Below are 17,175 nucleotides of genomic sequence, written 5' to 3'. Positions count from 1 at the left end.
TATGGCCTTTTTTTTTGATAATGGCTTTTTTATTATGTATTTTGTCTTTTCCGTATTTTAGCAAAATAAAGGCTAACGCTTTTGGTGTGAATCATGTGCAAACTATTGATGGGCTAAGAGGTTTCTTGGCTTATGGAGTTGTTTTTTCTCATGGCCAGAATTTTCATACATTACTAGAAACAGGTCAATGGGCGGGCAGTCCTAATCCTTTTTATAATATGTTTGGAACTATTGCTGTTCGATTATTTTTTATGGTTACAGCCTATTTGTTCTGGTCTAAATTGTTGTCTTCTCAAGAGCGAATGAAGTGGCCATCATTTTATATCAAGCGCTTTTGCCGCATTGCACCTGTATACTGGTTTGCCTGCTTTTGTGTGTTTATAATTGTGATGATAGAAACGCACTGGACATTACAGGTTTCTTGGATAGCATTTTGTAAGCAAATAGGCGCTTGGTTGGCACTGGGAGTTTTACCTTTGCCTGATATTAATAATTATATGATGAGTTCTATGATTTTATTAGGGGTTGTATGGACGTTACAATATGAATGGTTATTTTATGGGTTATTGCCTTTTGTTTCTTGGTTTGCACAAAGTAAAAAAAGAGCATTGTATTTTATTGTTTACGCTATAGTAGTTATTTCTATCACAGCCTTTTTTACACATGCTTATCCAATATTCAGTCAAATATTAGCCGTTTTATTTATATTTTTAATGGGCATGCTTTGTGCAACTTTACAACAATATTTAAAAAAAATCCCTTTAAGCCCCATAATACAATCTTTTATTGTTTTGAGTATATTGATTGCGATCTTTGTGTTTGTTCCTGGTGGTGTATATTTTTCTACAATTTTATTCGCTATAATTTTCTTTTTTATTATTTCTGGATGCTCTATTTTTGGATTACTTACGTTGCCTGCCTCTCAACGAATGGGAGAGGTCAGTTATGGTATTTATCTTTTACAAGGGATCGTATTTTATTGGGTGTATTCCGTTCAATTTATACGTCATTATGTATTGCAAGGCTCGATAGAGTTTTGGTGTGTTATGACATTAATTACTAGCTTGATTTTATTCCTTGCAATATTCGTGCATATTTTAATTGAAAAACCAGGTATTCAATTGGGATGTATATTATCTCATTTATGGGATAGAAAAAAACTGGCTTTCAATCAGAAGTTATGAGTCGTTAAATTTATTTTTTTGAGTGGATTTTTGGCAATTTGTGATGAGGTTTTTCATGCTGGCTAAGAATCTCTTTCCTTTGATTTTATCAGTTCTAAGGATATGTGGTTTATTGTCTGTATCTTTGAGAATAAACTCTGAATATCCAGCGTCATCAATATGGCCTTTTTCAGGCCAAGTAACTAAAGAGAACTGATATTGTCTGGAGGATCCCATCGTTACTGTAATCGAACAAATATGATCTGAATCGACACTGTAAATTCTTTTTCCATCAATGGTGGCTTTTCTGGGCATAGATTGTTGTAAATTGATGACAGCATCGACATAGAGCGTGTTACCATCTAAATTTTGAGCATAAGTTTGGTGACTTATCAGACAACCAGCACCAAGCGTAAAAGATAAAAGTAAGTTTTTCATTCTGTATGTCTTTTTAAAAATTTACATATAACCAGTAAGTATATTAAGTTTAAGGATGTTTTCCTAAGGGAATTCTTTGTAAAGCAGGGATTTGAGAAAAGCTGCAGTTTTTAGGATGATACTCTTCACAAGATGTAGTTTCTATGGAGTTACTTATCTCTTGATCATTTTGAGCAATGTTAAAAGAAACTTTACATGTTTTATAAGTAATAATTAGCTTCTTATGTTTCAATGCAAAAGGATCAATATATCCTGCGATTTCTGCATTACAGTCGGGAGATTTTAAAGAAATCATTCCGTAGGCTGGATAATAGGGCATATAAGATACAGATTCGTAATGATGTTGTGCCTTATGTTCATAAGCAATCATATTAATAGGTTGTTGCATTGTGATCGGTTGCGCTGTTGCAAAAGAGGGAGGTAACGTAATTGCGCCTGCAATACATAAAAAAAGGAATGGATATAATTTCATCTGATTATACTCTGATTTAATGTGGGTAAATGCGCGTTAAGGGAGATAAGGATGAAAAGCTGCAAAAATCGCCATGCCACGCTGTGCATGCTGGAGTTTCTTTTATAATTTTTAATTGGTTATCATTTTCTTTTTTTAAAGTAATTTTGCAAAGGGGATCTTCTGTAGAAGTAAATTCTATTTGAGATTTATTTTTCGAATCAATGATCGTATCACCATATGAATTTGCTTGGCAGGTAGGGGAATCATATGTGATTAATGCTTTACCTGGTCGGTTAGTATATAAAGCAATAACATAGTTATTTTTATCTTGGTGCGCGCTGTAAAAATTAAGTTGGGGATCTGCTAAGACAGATTTCTCAGTAGTTCTTGTTATGTTTTTTGATAATTCTTGAGTATGTTTTGAAGTAATGGTTTTGTGATGAGTATCTGCAAAAACGGATGATATACCGCTTATGGCGAATAAAAAGCATACTCCAAAGAAATTTTTTTTAATCAACCGTTATCTCCAACTTACTGAGTTATAGATATAAAACAAACGTGCATATTCTAAGAAGAAATGACCAATTATATCAAGCTTTTTCTATTTTTTGAATAATTTCTGGATCATTATGGTTGAAATATCAAAGAAATTAAAAACTTCAAAGAGGATTAGATCCTCCTCTTTGAAGTCTTTAATTAATATAATATAGAAAAAGATTTTTGAATTTGATCAAGATTATTAATTTTATTGGCTAGTAGAATTTGTAATAATAGTCGTGCTTTTTGAGGATTAAGATCTTCTGAAACAATAAACTGATTTTGATCATCATTCACTTCAACATTACGATTAACAAAACCACTGCCAACTCTGGTCGATCTGACGATAATTACCCCTTTTTTTCGAGCTTCTTGTAATGCTTTTAAGGCATCAGCTGATGTATTTCCATCACCAACGCCAGCGAGTATGATGCCTTTTGCACCTCTTTTTACAGCATCTTCAATAAGCCCTCCATCCATTTGTATATGAGAATAGATAATGTCTACCCGAGGAAATGGAGCTTGGCTAGGAAGCATAAAGGTAGTTGATTTTTGCGAGATTGCAGGTTGGAAAAAATGAACATGCTCAGTATTAACAACACCAATAGGCCCAATATTAGGAGCCCGAAAAGCATCAAGATTTTGTGTATTCATTTTTTGCACAGAACGTGCTGCAAAAATTGAATCATTCATGACTACCATAACTGAACGGTTTTGTGCCAACGGATTTGATGCGACCTTAACCGCATCGATAAGGTTTGCGCTTCCATCTGCGCTTGCATAACCTGCTGGACGCATTGCCCCGACTAAGATGATAGGTTTATGGTGAGGAATGACCTCATTTAAAAAAAAGGCAGTTTCTTCCATGGTGTCAGTACCATGTGTAATAACAATACCAGATATCTTTGGGTTTTCCTCAGCTTTTTGGATATGATGAGCTAAATCCAACAAAACATGATCTGACATATCTTGAGAACCGATTTGAGAAATAGCGCATACCTCTATATTTGCTTCATTTTTAAGTGCAGGGACTGATTTTATCAAAGATTCGCCAGATGTTTGTGCAGCTTGATACCCTAATTCTTTATCATTGGTTGCTTGGCCAGCAATCGTGCCACCCGTAGTCAAAATAAGAATTGTTGCTTTTTCTTGGATAGCATGGTGCATAGCATTTGCCTCTAAAGGTATTTGAGAAGGAGATGCGGATATAGGCTGTACAAAGCATGAAAGCCCCAAGCAAGTTAATCCAAATAAATATTTAAGCGTTATTTTGTCTGTTATATATTGCATAGCATAAACCCGTCGTTTTTATATGATAAAGCAGGTTATCAGAAATAATTATGTTTGATTCTTTGTAATCTGTTTTGCTTTTGATTAAAATAGCATAAATTAAAAGCTTCGTTATTTTTAAGATAAAAATTACAGTTCAATTTCTTAGGTGGCTTTATGGTGTTTCAGTGGTTTAAAAATAAAAATAAAACAACATTAAGAAATAGTAGCCCTCAGCAGCGATTATTAATTCCACCTATCTTACAAAATGGTCATCAGCTTGATTTTATTTATAAATTAGAGCGTCAATCCGCTTCATATTTATTTGATTTAAGTTTGATATTACACCCAAATGAATCGATCGAAAAAGTGAGTTATGAAAGTGGGGATTCCTCACTTGGGTTAAAAGAATTCATTTATAATTTAACTCAATTCACTGTCATAATTGATGGGGGATGGGACAATTGCAAATCAACTCTTTTGTTTAAAGTTGAAACAAATACTAAACAATCTTATCAATTTACTGTTTTAGTAACGATTATCAGTGATTTTAAAAATAAAGTCGATATTGATAAAGGGCAAAGAACATGCCGTTTATGGGCTTTAGATCGTAATCCAGAAGCAAACTATCTTCAAGAGGACCAAGAGCCTTGGATTGAAGGGGATATGATATTAAACTTGAATAATCGTTATTTATGGGAATATAGACAAGTTAACCAACAACAATCATGGATACCTTTATTCGTTATGAACGGAGTGACTGAACCAGTCATGACTGTTTACACTGATGCACAAAACCCTGGTGAGAGAATGATTTTAAATCAAATTCATTCTGATCAAGGTAAGATAAAGTCTAATGGCAAAGGTAATTTGTCTGTTCAAGGTGAAATCAGCACTGATTCAATTTATACCAAAGCCATCATAGCTGGTCATCCTTTGGGAGAGGGAATGTTGTTTACATCCCAAGGCATGATGGCTGGTCATAGTTTATATGTTGGTTCTACTGAGGCTAAACCTAAAAATATTTATATCGGAATGCCTGGAGTTGTATCAGCTAAACTAGTTTCTACTGATTATTTGCAAATTGCTCCTTTGTCGATCAAAGAGATACCTACTCATGTGACAAAAGGAACTTTGATTTTATGCTATGACTATAAAAGCTATTCAGATTTGGTGTTACTGTATGCGATTAAGGATAATCCTCAATCCCCCAGTGATTGGAAGCCTTTATTTTCTACTGAAGATTCTCAAGATAAGGTTCGATTGCCACCACGTCCCGCATCTACCTCAAGGCCACACTTATATCCAGTTTCATTTAATCCAAATATTCAAACAAGCAAATCTACTACAGATAATATTGTGGAAATTAGGCCTGTTGTAACTTCCGATAAAGAAGAAAATGTTGCTCCTTTTGATAATAAACATCTTGGGACAGAGACATATACAAGATTTCAGTTTGAAAGGGAAAATATTCCTGTAACTTTAGATAAAAAAATAATTTGGAAGAATTTAACGGTTAAAGATAATAAACAACATTTAAATGGAGATGGGCAACAATACTGGTCTGAAGATGATCATTATTGGAAAGCACCTGCGGATGGTTTGTTGCATATTCAAGGATGGATTTTATTTCCAGAAGAACAATTAAATCCATCTGAGCCTATCTCTTATCATGCTGGGGATATGTTCTTATTAAATATTGCCTGCAATCAACAACAAAAAAATGATATTTATCCATTAACACAATTAGAACTACCATTAATACCGTATGTGAACGATGTAACTCATCAAGTGTGTGCGCATCAACAACTTCCTTTTGCAATGACTTATCCTGTAGAACAAGGGGATAAAATTACATTTGTGGTTGCTTATATGCCTCAGAATTCAGCGTATGGTAAGCCAAAAGATTTATCTATTAAAAAGGCAGTGATAACATTATTTATGTCTTAATTTATTCTTTTGGCGTATTTGTTAATTTTTCGTTATTAGAATAAGCTAAAAATGGAGATGCTATTACAACATTCATATTGCGGTATAAATATTCCAGGGTGATGTCTATTCCTGACTCGTTATTTTTCGCACAAACAGCACCATAAAAGTGTATATTGTAAATATCAATTGGGAATTGATCAAGCAATGCTTGTGCGCATTGAGGTGTAATGGAATAGCAAGGAAGACCCGCAAACATTTTGGTAGGAATAAAGCTTGGTGTTATCGTTTGTGATAGGTAGGTTTCTTTATCTATTTTATCACCATAAGATCCAATTTGATTAAATCCGTGAAATTGATCAGTTTGTCCAACCTTAACCAAATATGAGATTAAAGAAGAGGGCAGGCCTTTGGCTGTTTGCAAGCGAATAGGCCAATCAAGATTATATCCCCAAGCAATAATATCATATTTTTGTTTATTTTCGATTAGCTCATTATTCATTTTCATAAAATCAGGGTGAACAATAACATCGTCCTCCATGATAGTAATACCATGCTCACTTTTTGCTGCAATTTTCCAAAGTTCTGAATGAGATTTTAAAATACCAAGGGATCTTGCGTCATAGTTATTTCGATCTGTAATTAAACCATCCATAATCAGTTGTCTACGTGCTAAACGATATCCGTCATAAGCAGTAAAAACATTTAAATGCTTAATTAAAAAAGGATTATTTGCTTTGAATTGCTCTAGACGTTCGGTATGACGTTGCAAGTTAATAAGATAGATTGGTAACATATGTTCCTCATCAGATCACATATATAAGGATGGTATAGGAGTTATATATAACTCCTCGCAACTGATTTAAAGAAAAAAAGTAAAAAAAATAATATTGGTAATGAGCGTTATTTATTTTCAGCATTTTGTAAAGGAGCAGCTGACCATATACGATAAGATAATTGAACGTCTTTTGGAATATAAACAACAATAGGGAGTTTACTATTATATCTTATAAAAGATAAATCCGTTTGAATGGTAATTGATTTTGACTGTGTGACTGCGGGAAAGCATGCCATTCTTGTAGATGCTGGCTGAGATATTTGGCTTAAAACATAATATTCATATCCCCATCCAGTCAAAGGTTTTATTTCAATCTTTCCGTTGATCATGATGTGATTACAATCTGCTTTCATAGTTTTTTGTGGAACTAATTCAACACGGTATGCGTCTTCGTCTTTTAAAGTCGGAAGTTGAATGACAACTCTTTTATACCCTAATTCTGCTTTTGGCCAAATTGACATAGGGTCTTTTTTGTTTGTTGCATTGCCTGTCATTGTATAAAAAATCATAGAAAAACAGCATAGTAAAAACAAACTAAATTTTGAAAGTGAAGTTTTTTTAAAAAAGTGCATTTTATTTTCCTTGAAAATAATGGTGTAAAGAAATATTTTAGCATAATGCTTACAAGAGCTGCTGAGAAACCTCTTCTGTTTTTTTTGAAGAATAACCTTGATTTGGATAAGTTATGAAACTTTATATTTATGAACATTGTCCTTTTTGTGTCATGACAAAAATGGTTTTTGTTTTAAAAAATTATCCTGTTGAGGTTGCTTATTTATTATATGACGATGTTCAAACTCCTATGCAAATGGTAGGGCGTAAGTTGTTGCCTGTTTTAGAATATAAACCAAATGTTTTTATGTCAGAAAGCAAAGACATTATTCAGTTTATTGATCAGAATCTAGGTCAACCCAAAGTGATTATACCAGAAGTGGATGAGATTACAGATTGGGTCAAAGGGGTAGAGCGTTTTATTTATCGTTTAACTTATCCTCGTTGGATACGAGCACCTTTCCCTGAATTTGGCTCAGAAGAATCTAGAAAATATTTTCATAATAATAAGGACCCTTCAGGCAGAGGTTTTATGTCAGATTTAGCTGATCCAGCTTTGTTACAAAGAGCTCAACGAGCTATTGATGATTTAGAAGATATTTTATTTGATTATCCTTTGATTGATCTTGAAAGAGATCTCTCTATGAGTGATTTCTCTCTTTTTGCACAATTGCATTCTTTGTCTATTATCAAAGGGTTGGTTTATGGTCCTACTGTCGACAGATGGCGGAACAAGGCTTCTGAAACTTGTTTTATTCCACTAAATGATGAATTTGCCAATTAAGGTATAAAGGCAGAGACAGTATATTGATAAAATATATTGCCTCAAAATCATGCTTAGATATAGTCTTTTGTTTGGTTGAACATCTCAGAAATTTTACTCATTTGATGCAATTTTAGAGCTACATTTAATGCAGTAGAAGGGCGTGATGGCGTAGGAGATAAAGGAATAGTATCTGCTGCACCAAGTTCTTTAAAATTATTGTCAATATTGTGAATTAATCCTGCTCGATCGATAGGGTTTAAATCGACTGCAAAGGCAGAAATCAGTTGTTGCATTAATAAAAGTGCAGCACTAAGTTGTTGATTTTCTAATTTTAAATTTTTAACTTCTTGTTGTAGTTGCTGAAAATCTTCTTTGGAAATGCATTGTTCACTCATATGTTGATCCAATCTATAAAATTAATAAATAATGTTTGTGATATAGTATAATATAAAGTTTATATGAATGAATGTATTTTTAATAGAAACTTTTAAATTTTACTAAGGCGAAATAACTTGATGCTCAACAACTTTCCCAATAATAAGCAACACAGGGCTTTTAAAATGAGCTTGTTGCACTAATTGTGGTAAATTTCCTAGTGTCCCAATAAGGGTTTGTTGATTAGGTAAAGTTCCGTTTTGAATAGCAGCCGCGGGCCATGAGGGTGGCATACCCCTATCAATTAGCTCTTGGCATAATTGAGAAATAGTGCTTAACCCCATATAGATAACAAGTGTTTGCTGTTGATCAGTCATACTTTCCCAAGGCAGATTTAATTCACCTTCATGTTGAGTATGCCCTGTTAAAATTAAACAAGCCTGTGCACAATCGCGATGAGTAAGAGGAATGCCACTATAGGATGCACACCCATTGGCAGCAGAAATTCCTGGGATAATTTTAAAAGGAATACCAGCTTTGACCAAGGCTTCTGCTTCTTCACCACCACGGCCAAAGATAAAAGGGTCTCCGCCCTTTAATCGTAAAACACGTTTTCCCTTTAACGCATGTTCAATTAGCAGCTCGTTAATACTTTGTTGTGGTAGGGTATGTTTCTTTTTTTGCTTACCAACATATATCAACAAAGCATCACGACGAATTCGCTTTAGGGCCTCATTGGACAGTAAATGATCATATAAAATCACATCTGCATTTTGTAAACAATGAAGCGCTTTTAAGGTCAAAAGATCAGGATCACCAGGGCCAGCACCAACCAGCCATATTTCACCTTTTGTCAAGTCATGATGTTCTATTAATTCTTGTAAATGCGCAAAAGCTTGCTCTTCTTGATGTTGTTCGATGAAAGACGTGCCACGGCCATCTAAAAATCGTTCCCATAAACGTTGGCGCTGTTCAGTGACAGGAAGGTTTTTTTTTACCCAATGGCGATGTTTTCCCATAAAACGTGCCAAAGGCCCTGTGGTTTGATTGATAATGGGTTCTATGATTTCACGAATACGTCTACTTAAAACGGGGGCAGTCCCACCTGTTGAAATAGCAATTTGAACAGGATTTCGATCAATGATTGCGGGTGTAATAAAACTGGAATATTGTGGGTTATCAACGGCACATACTGGAATATTACACTCTTGTGCCCACTCAGAGATATAAGAATTGTATGTTTGATCATCGGTAGCAGCAAAAATTAAGCGTGCACTGCGAATATGGTGTTTAAAATGTTCTTTATCTTTAATATTTCCATAAAATTTTACGATCCCTTGTTGCTCTAGTTGCTGGAGCTCAGGACATAATTCTTGTGCAAAAATTTCTATGTGGGCATTCTTATCCAACAGCAATCGGATTTTTCTAGCTGCTATTTGCCCACCTCCGACAATAACAAGTCGGGAGTTATCAATGCGTAATGTAATAGGAAAATAAGAAAAGGGAGAGGGGGAATTCATAATATGAATATAAAACCTATCATTAAGGGAAATAGTAAGAATATATAATTAATGTTCATATCTTAATTTTATTTTGATTAAAAGAGAACTTGTTTTTTTAATTGTGAAATCAGAAAACTATAGTATGGAAGAGGAGTATTAAGAGCGTTAATATAAAAACTGTTATTTTTTTATAACGCTATATAAGTTTTTTTTTTTTCTCATGCTTGCCCTCTTGTGATGAGCGGGGTTCTTTTGTAAAGTCAAACCAAGATGATAAAACTCATTGCTATTGTTTAATAAGGTCAGGATATTCCCGATGAGATCCTATATACAGGTTCGTCGTTTATTTACTAAAAGTGATTATCTATTTACATACCCTTATTTTCTTTTGTTTTTAAAATTATAAAGCATTTATAAAATGATTTTCTTAGAAACAATTTTTACTTTTCATACAAAAAAAGTTTAAAATATGACCCTTCGTAATCGATCGCTGCTTAATACGATTGCTTTTTTATCTGTTTTATTGGGCGCAATTATTTATACCATACTACATGTGCGTGAGGATCTCATTGGTTCCACACACTCATCGTCTTTGGCTTTTTTATTGTTAGGCTTGGCGTTAATTATTGCACTTGGTTTTGAATTTGTAAATGGTTTTCATGATACAGCTAATGCTGTTGCAACAGTAATTTATAGTAATTCACTGCCTCCCACTTTTGCCGTGATTTGGTCAGGTATATGGAATTTCATTGGGGTTTTATTATCTAGTGGTGCTGTTGCTTATACAATTATTTCCTTACTTCCTATTGAACTGGTATTAAAAGTAGGAAGCGAAGCAGGATTCTCAATGATTTTTGCTTTATTATTAGCAGCAGTCATCTGGAATTTATTAACGTGGTTTTTTGGTATTCCTAACTCTTCATCTCATACATTGATTGGTTCAATCCTAGGGGTTGGATTAATGAATCAATTATTAATGGGGGATAGCGTTGCTAGTGGAGTAGATTGGGGGCAAGCATTACAAGTTTTTAAAGCGTTGATCTTCAGCCCCTTGGCAGGGTTTGTTATTGCATTATTATGTATGAATTTAATGCGGGTTTTATTACCCATTCCAACCTTATATCAAGCTCCTAAAGATGGGAAAGCCCCGCCTTGGCCTATGCGTTTGTTATTAATTTTAACCTGTACGGGTGTCAGTTTCAGCCATGGCTCTAATGATGGTCAAAAGGGAATGGGGCTGATTATGTTGATTTTGATCGGAACTGTTCCCACAGCATATGCTTTAAATAATGCAGTATCTTCAAAACAGGTTGAAGAATTTACGCATCAGGCAATTGTCGTAGATAAGATTTTGGCGAATTATGGTTCCGATACTGTATTATCATTAGAAGACAGTCGCGCTATTTTAACAAAAACAATTCAAAAAAATCATTTGTTACCCGATACTATTCCTGCAATGAGAACAATGTTGAAACTCATTCAAGTAGATGTTGGTAATAAAACAACTTTTAGAGAAGTTCCTGTAGAAAACCAAACAAATCTAAGAAATAATTTATATTTACTAGATCAAAATTTAATTCATTTTACGCACTTACAAGCTGATCTACCTAAAGAACAAGAAAAAATTATAGAGAATTTTGAGAGTGATATTGTTACTGCCATTCAATTTATTCCCCCTTGGGTCAAAGTGGTCGTTGCGATTGCATTAGGTCTTGGTACTATGGTGGGTTGGAAACGCATTGTGGTAACGGTTGGTAAAAAAATTGGTAAGCATGAAATGAGTTATGGTCAAGGTGCAGTTGCAGAAACTGTTGCCATGACGATGATTCAAATGGGAAATGAGTTTCATATGCCCATTAGTACAACTCATGTTGTAACTTCTGCTATTGCGGGGACTTCTGTAGGCCGAGGAAATGGTATTCAGTGGAAGACCATTCGGAATATGGCGATGGCTTGGGTACTAACTTTACCGATGTCTATTATATTATCAGGTTGTTTGTTTTGGTTATTTTTGAAATTCTTTTAAGAATTTAGGTCAAGCGCCTTTCAATTGATAGAGTTCAAGGTAAGATGAAAAAACAGATTCTGTGATGGGATCTGTTTTTATTTTGAGATATTGCATAATTGGGAATTAAATAATGAAGTCAAAAATCGGAGATAGAGTATCTAAACTTGAACAAGAGGTAATTTCATTTTGTTATCCCTGGATATTCAAAGGATTTAGATGTTTTAGCCCTGAAACAGGACATAATTTAGCAATTTCTAGCTTGTTACTGGGATTTTGTGGGGGGCGTAAACCTTGGCAGGATGATCCAAGGTTAAAGATTAACGCTATGGGGTTATCTTTTCCCAACCCTATAGGACTGGCAGCAGGATTTGATAAAAATGCAATGGTAATTTCCCCATTATCCAGGCTTGGTTTTGGTGCTGTTGAAGTTGGAACAGTGACACCTCGCCCACAAGAGGGTAACCCTAAACCTCGGTTGTTCCGTTTGATTGAAGATGGCGCAATTATTAACCGTATGGGATTTAACAATGATGGAATTAATCGTGTTATCGGAAGATTAGCACGTATACGTAATATTCATGGACCATTTAAAACAAAAGTTCATATCCCTGTCGGGGTAAACATCGGGATTAACAAGATTGGGGCAAATCCTGAAAAAGATTATCCCTATCTTGTGGGTATAGTTTCTCATTATGCAGATTATATTGTCCTAAACCTTTCATCCCCCAATACTCCAGGGTTAAGGGACTTACAGCATCCCTCACGTTTGCGAAAAATCTTGGCAGCTATTAAAGATCAACATCCAGCGCATCCCCCTTTGCTAGTGAAGTTGGCACCAGATTTAGAGGAAAAAGAAGTCGAAGCTATTGTCGAAACGGCAATAGATGCGGGAATTACTGGGTTAATTTTAACGAACACAACGATTTCCCGTCCTGATGATTTGCAGGGAGATTTTCGTTATGAGCCTGGAGGATTATCAGGACGTCCAATTCGCAAAAAAAGCACAGAAATGTTGGCCAGAGTGGCTCGTCTTTCCAAAGGCCGATTAACATTGATTGGGTGTGGAGGAATTGAAACGGGTGCTGATGTGATTGAAAAAATCATGTATGGAGCAGACTTTACACAAGTTTATAGTGCTTTGATTTATAAGGGCCCAAGTTTAGTTCAAAATATGAAGCAAGAAATAATAGAGATTTTAAGTCGAGAAAATATTCAAAATATTTCTGAATTAAAAGGGGTAGCTCTTTAAAGTCAGAAAATAATAATTTTAGAGCTATCTTATAATTAAAGAAGATAGTTCTATATTATACTAATTATTGTATTTTGCGCGAAAACGTAGATCATTTAGATATTTTTTCATTGTGATTAGTTTATTTTCAGTTGAAGAATTTAAAAAATGAACCAATCCTCTCTTATTATTGCCACTGGGTGTAAGTGTAGTTTGTTGCGGAATACGGTATAAATACACCCATTTTTCCAATATATTAATTTCTACTTGCTTAAATTTTAATAAAATATAATTAGCAAAACGTTGGTCATAAGATACGCCGTTATATCCATTCTTTTGGATAAATCCATTAGTGGATCTTCTAATCATATCAAAAAATGGTTGTGTTGTTTTAGTATTATTAAAAAGTAATACTCCAGAAGAAAAACCAAACCCTTTAGGATTAAAAGGAACATGGTCTTCTTGCATTAACCGCCATCCATACCAATATCCACTGGTTTCTGGACCACCTTCATCAATTACCCCCTCTTTGCATGCATGAATAAGAGGGCTATTAATAAGGCTAATTAAAAGTTCATCTAATGGAGCATCACACATTATATCTGTATCAAGATAAAGTATAGGTTGTGCTTTTTTAAATATAGGATGGTCTATACGATATCTTGATATATACCAGTCAATTTTTTCTGAAGCAGGGACTATGATAAGGTGTAATCTTTTTTTTAGATTCAAAGAAGCGAGGAGTAGTAATAATTGGAAATCGTCTTTTTTATCTTCTGAAGTAAGAATTGCAATATCATGCTGCCAATGCCCAAATTCTATTAATGATTGTATAGCTGTATATACACATTCAAAGATCTCATTTTTACCAAAAGCACAAAAATAAATTAAAGGTCTATAAATTTTAAAAGAGGCAGCTTTCCAAGAATCGTGGAGAATATGGAATTCTTGAAGATTTGAGATATCAGAAGAAGGGCAAGCATTTAATATATCTTGATCACAAACAGTAATTTTCCCAAGTGTCCATATACCATCAGCATTTCTTTGGGGTTGAATAAGGTTATTATTTCCTAACTCTACCCATTGAGAACTCAGAATATAATCAAACCATTCTTGTGCATGCTGCATAATATTACCTTGAATAAATAGTATTCTAAAGGCCAGAATATGTGACCCTTAGAATATAGTGATTATGGAGTTGCAGGACCTTTGATAATTTGAGCAAGGTCTTGTGGGCGGATATAAGTTTGAAAGGCTTTTTGTACATCAACTGCGGTGGCTTTGTAATAGCTTTCAGCAGCAAGATGTGAACTATTTAAAGGCAGTCCCAAACTCGTATAAGTCAGATAACGACCTGCAATCCCACTAACACTTGATTCCTGTAATGGAATGCTGCGTAGCAAAGAGGCTTTGGCCAGTTGCAGTTCATCTTCGGTAATTGGCGATGTTTGCATAGCGCTAAGATCTTTTAGTGCTGCTTTGCGTGCCAAGGAAACCTTGTCTGGGTCTGCACCAAAGGTAATACTATAAGCGCCTCTGGTTTGAGACCAAGTAAAATCACTATTTACATTATATACATAGCCCGTCTTTACCCGTAAATCTTTGTAGAAGCGCCCAGCAAAACCGCCACTTAACACTTCATTTCCAAGATTTAAAAGGTAATGATCTGGATGGTGAATATCTAGGTCAATGCTTTCAACCAAAGCAACGCTATTTTGCACAGCGCTTTTGTCTGGGACATGGACATAAGAGCTTTTGCTGTTTGGGCGCTTAGGCATATTAAGATCAGGTTTTGGCCCTTCAGCTTTCCATTGACCAAAATATTTTTCAACAGTGGATTTTGCTTGTTCAGGAGTAATATTCCCCGCAACGACAATGGTGGTTAAATCTGGTCGATATGATTTTTTATAGAACTCATTTAAATCATTCAATGTTAGTTTCATGACTTGTTGAGGATTAGGTTGACGCAAGCTTGGGTCATTGGGTGGATTAATGGCTTTTGTAATTGCTCTGCTGAAATGATAGCCAGGAGATTGATATAATCCCACCAATGATTGAGAGGTTTGTTGCTTGACAATATCAAAGAATTTTTGATCGAAAGCAGGGTTAAGCTCGTTGTCAGCAAGCAATTGCACACCTCGGTCAAATTCTGGGGTTAATACAGACAAGGAAAAACTACTGCCAGCACTGACATCTGCTGCAATATCATCGACTGCTTTTCTAAATGCCAAGCGATCAAGACTTTTGGTTCCATATTTGAACATCTCATCAGTAATATCAGCAATGCCTTCTTTATCCTTACCCTCTTGCAAGCTTGGATTTTGTCTAATTTCTCCAAAAATACTGATGGTGTTACTGACATGTAAAGGTTGAACGATTAAACGTATACCATTACTGAGTGTCATATCGGTTGGAGCAGCACTTTCTTTGGGAATATTAAGCTTTTTAAGCGCATTTTCTGCCCATTCTGGAAGTTTAACAGGTTTATCTGGAACCGAAGCAAAAGATTCCGCTCCGCCATAGCCTTTGTTAGAAATTGGTTTTCCTGAATTTTCAGGTGTTAAAATAGCGGTAATAGCTTCTTCAGGATTTAAGATTTGCTTAGCCAGCGCATTGACTTGTTCAGGTGTAACTGCTTGATAAGCCGCAGCCATCTCATTGGGATCATTTAATCCTTGAAAAGCCAAAGCAGTTGACCAAGAACTGGCCAGTCCAGTAATGCTGTTGGCAGAGAAGGCAAGGCTTGCTATTTCTTTACGCTTTGCGGCTTCTACAAGTTCAGAAGGAACTCCGTGATCGTGAATATTTTGTAAGATTTGTTTAACTTCATTCAAAACTGGTTTGTAATCTTGCCCTTTTGGAAAAGCAGCAATAGCAACACCAAATCCAACATCACCTTTGGGAACATACTCGAAATCTGCCATAAGCGCCTTGCCTTGCGGAACCAAGCCATATAAGGCTCCACGTTGGCTGGAAATAACATCACTTAAAATATCAGCAACAGCAAAATTTTTCGATTTTTCACCAGGCATACGCCATGCAATGGTAACAAGGCTGGTTGGAAAATCAGTTGGATAGGTTAAAGTTTGTGCTTTGATTGGTTTCAACGTAAAGGGTTTTGCTTGAGGAATGTCTTTTCGAGGAATAGCACTAAAATCTTTTTCAACTTGTTCAATGGCTTGTTGTGGATTTATATCTCCTGAAATAACTAAAATAGCATTATTAGGAGCATAATAAGTTTCATAAAATTTGCGCAACATGGCGGCAGTCGTTTTATTAAAAGATGGACGGGTTCCTAAAGCATCATGCTCGTAAGGTGTGCCATCAAACATAATCTTTTGTAGTTCAGAGACGTATTTATAAATTGGGTTTGATAAATCTCTGGAAACTTCTTGTTCAATTGCTCCACGTTCTTTTTCCCAATCAGCAGCATTGATACTGAGGCCACCCATCCGTAAAGCCTCAATTTTTAACATAATGTTTAAATCTTCAGCAGGAGCAGTATAATAATATTGGGTGATGTTTTCAGTGGTAAAAGCATTATAGCTGCCACCTAATTGTGCCCCAAGAACAGCAAGTTGATCTTTATCTAAACCTGTGCTACCGCGAAACATCATATGTTCCAAAGCATGAGCAGTACCTGGAAATCCGTTGGGTGCTTGATTAGAACCGACAAGATAACTGATTTGTGCGGTAACGACTGGGGCTAATGGATCCTTGACGACAATAACACGCAGACCGTTCCCAAGTGTTTTTCGGAGTACATCTTGTTTAACAAGGACAGAGGATTCTGGTATTGATTGTTGTGCATAGGCATTTTGAGGGAAAGAAAGAGTCCCCATAAAAGGGGTCGATGCCAGTAAAGCAAGAGAAAGCGTCGCTGTACCCAATGTTAATTTCATCGTTACTGTCGTCCTGTATTTATTGATATAATTAAGAGTAGGTTAATGGAAAAAAGGCATTTAGTAAAATTAATATCGGTGATTATGATTACTCAGTGATTGGTGTATTTAGTATAGACAGGATCTTAATAATTTTGATTAAATAAGTGATTTGTAATCATTATGAAATATGGTTTGAAATTAAATTTAAAAAATCAATAGTTTCAATAGCTTT

Annotated in this window: 15 protein-coding genes; 5 read left to right on the top strand and 10 right to left on the bottom strand. The window is 35.1% G+C overall.

Features of this window, described 5'->3' with window-relative positions:
- The first annotated feature begins 20 nt into the window (after window positions 1-20).
- Complete coding sequence (locus QMN76_RS03610) at window positions 21-1,184, top strand: acyltransferase family protein (RefSeq protein WP_282023753.1); 1,164 nt, start codon at window positions 21-23, stop codon at window positions 1,182-1,184.
- Here the strand turns inward: QMN76_RS03610 and QMN76_RS03605 are convergent.
- From QMN76_RS03605 to QMN76_RS03590, 4 genes are all read right to left on the bottom strand, one after another.
- Window positions 1,179-1,601: a hypothetical protein gene (locus tag QMN76_RS03605; RefSeq protein ID WP_034336287.1), complete on the bottom strand. Its 423-nt coding sequence runs from the start codon at window positions 1,599-1,601 to the stop codon at window positions 1,179-1,181. The two genes, QMN76_RS03610 and QMN76_RS03605, sit on opposite strands and share 6 nt — an antisense overlap.
- Before the next feature lie 49 nt (window positions 1,602-1,650).
- On the bottom strand, window positions 1,651-2,073 hold the full coding sequence (locus QMN76_RS03600) for a hypothetical protein (RefSeq protein WP_282023754.1): 423 nt from the start codon (window positions 2,071-2,073) through the stop codon (window positions 1,651-1,653).
- A gap of 16 nt (window positions 2,074-2,089) precedes the next feature.
- Window positions 2,090-2,572: a hypothetical protein gene (locus tag QMN76_RS03595; protein ID WP_034336293.1), complete on the bottom strand. Its 483-nt coding sequence runs from the start codon at window positions 2,570-2,572 to the stop codon at window positions 2,090-2,092.
- 179 nt (window positions 2,573-2,751) lie between these two features.
- Window positions 2,752-3,882: an asparaginase gene (locus QMN76_RS03590; RefSeq protein WP_282023755.1), complete on the bottom strand. Its 1,131-nt coding sequence runs from the start codon at window positions 3,880-3,882 to the stop codon at window positions 2,752-2,754.
- A 156-nt stretch (window positions 3,883-4,038) separates the two neighbouring features.
- On the opposite strand from QMN76_RS03590, the gene QMN76_RS03585 reads away from it, so the two are divergent.
- Complete coding sequence (locus QMN76_RS03585; protein ID WP_282065738.1) at window positions 4,039-5,811, top strand: hypothetical protein; 1,773 nt, start codon at window positions 4,039-4,041, stop codon at window positions 5,809-5,811.
- 1 nt (window position 5,812) lies between these two features.
- Here the strand turns inward: QMN76_RS03585 and QMN76_RS03580 are convergent, their stop codons facing one another.
- Together QMN76_RS03580 and eco are read right to left on the bottom strand one after the other, a co-directional pair.
- Window positions 5,813-6,586, bottom strand: a complete 774-nt coding sequence (locus QMN76_RS03580; RefSeq protein ID WP_034336297.1) for a glycosyltransferase family 25 protein — start codon at window positions 6,584-6,586, stop codon at window positions 5,813-5,815.
- 107 nt (window positions 6,587-6,693) lie between these two features.
- The gene (eco, locus tag QMN76_RS03575) at window positions 6,694-7,200 is read right to left on the bottom strand and encodes a serine protease inhibitor ecotin (protein ID WP_084051487.1); all 507 of its coding nucleotides are present in this window, start codon (window positions 7,198-7,200) and stop codon (window positions 6,694-6,696) included.
- A gap of 113 nt (window positions 7,201-7,313) precedes the next feature.
- On the opposite strand from eco, the gene grxB reads away from it, so the two are divergent.
- Window positions 7,314-7,964, top strand: coding sequence for a glutaredoxin 2 (grxB, locus tag QMN76_RS03570; RefSeq protein ID WP_034336301.1), 651 nt, complete (start codon window positions 7,314-7,316; stop codon window positions 7,962-7,964).
- A 53-nt stretch (window positions 7,965-8,017) separates the two neighbouring features.
- Here grxB and QMN76_RS03565 read toward each other — a convergent pair whose 3' ends face one another.
- Together QMN76_RS03565 and cysG are read right to left on the bottom strand one after the other, a co-directional pair.
- Complete coding sequence (locus tag QMN76_RS03565) at window positions 8,018-8,341, bottom strand: hypothetical protein (protein ID WP_034336304.1); 324 nt, start codon at window positions 8,339-8,341, stop codon at window positions 8,018-8,020.
- A 102-nt stretch (window positions 8,342-8,443) separates the two neighbouring features.
- A complete protein-coding gene (gene cysG / locus QMN76_RS03560; protein ID WP_282023757.1) occupies window positions 8,444-9,841 on the bottom strand; it encodes a siroheme synthase CysG in 1,398 nt (465 codons plus the stop codon).
- Window positions 9,842-10,292: 451 nt separating this feature from the next.
- Between cysG and QMN76_RS03555 the strand changes: the two genes are divergently transcribed.
- Both QMN76_RS03555 and QMN76_RS03550 read left to right on the top strand, forming a co-directional pair.
- Entirely contained in the window at window positions 10,293-11,849 is a 1,557-nt protein-coding gene (locus tag QMN76_RS03555) for an inorganic phosphate transporter (protein WP_034336311.1), read from the top strand.
- A gap of 112 nt (window positions 11,850-11,961) precedes the next feature.
- On the top strand, window positions 11,962-13,080 hold the full coding sequence (locus QMN76_RS03550) for a quinone-dependent dihydroorotate dehydrogenase (RefSeq protein WP_282023758.1): 1,119 nt from the start codon (window positions 11,962-11,964) through the stop codon (window positions 13,078-13,080).
- 60 nt (window positions 13,081-13,140) lie between these two features.
- On the opposite strand, the gene QMN76_RS03545 is transcribed toward QMN76_RS03550, so the two are convergent.
- The gene (locus QMN76_RS03545; RefSeq protein WP_034336314.1) at window positions 13,141-14,187 is read right to left on the bottom strand and encodes a glycosyltransferase; all 1,047 of its coding nucleotides are present in this window, start codon (window positions 14,185-14,187) and stop codon (window positions 13,141-13,143) included.
- 62 nt (window positions 14,188-14,249) lie between these two features.
- Window positions 14,250-16,961, bottom strand: coding sequence for a M16 family metallopeptidase (locus QMN76_RS03540; RefSeq protein WP_282023759.1), 2,712 nt, complete (start codon window positions 16,959-16,961; stop codon window positions 14,250-14,252).
- Window positions 16,962-17,175: the final 214 nt, after the last annotated feature.

It is taken from the genome of Commensalibacter papalotli (ex Botero et al. 2024) (assembly GCF_947179115.1).
GTDB classification, from domain to species: Bacteria; Pseudomonadota; Alphaproteobacteria; order Acetobacterales; family Acetobacteraceae; genus Commensalibacter; species Commensalibacter papalotli.
The sequence above is the reverse complement of the archived record's forward strand: the minus strand, read 5'-3'. Positions and strand labels throughout refer to the sequence as shown.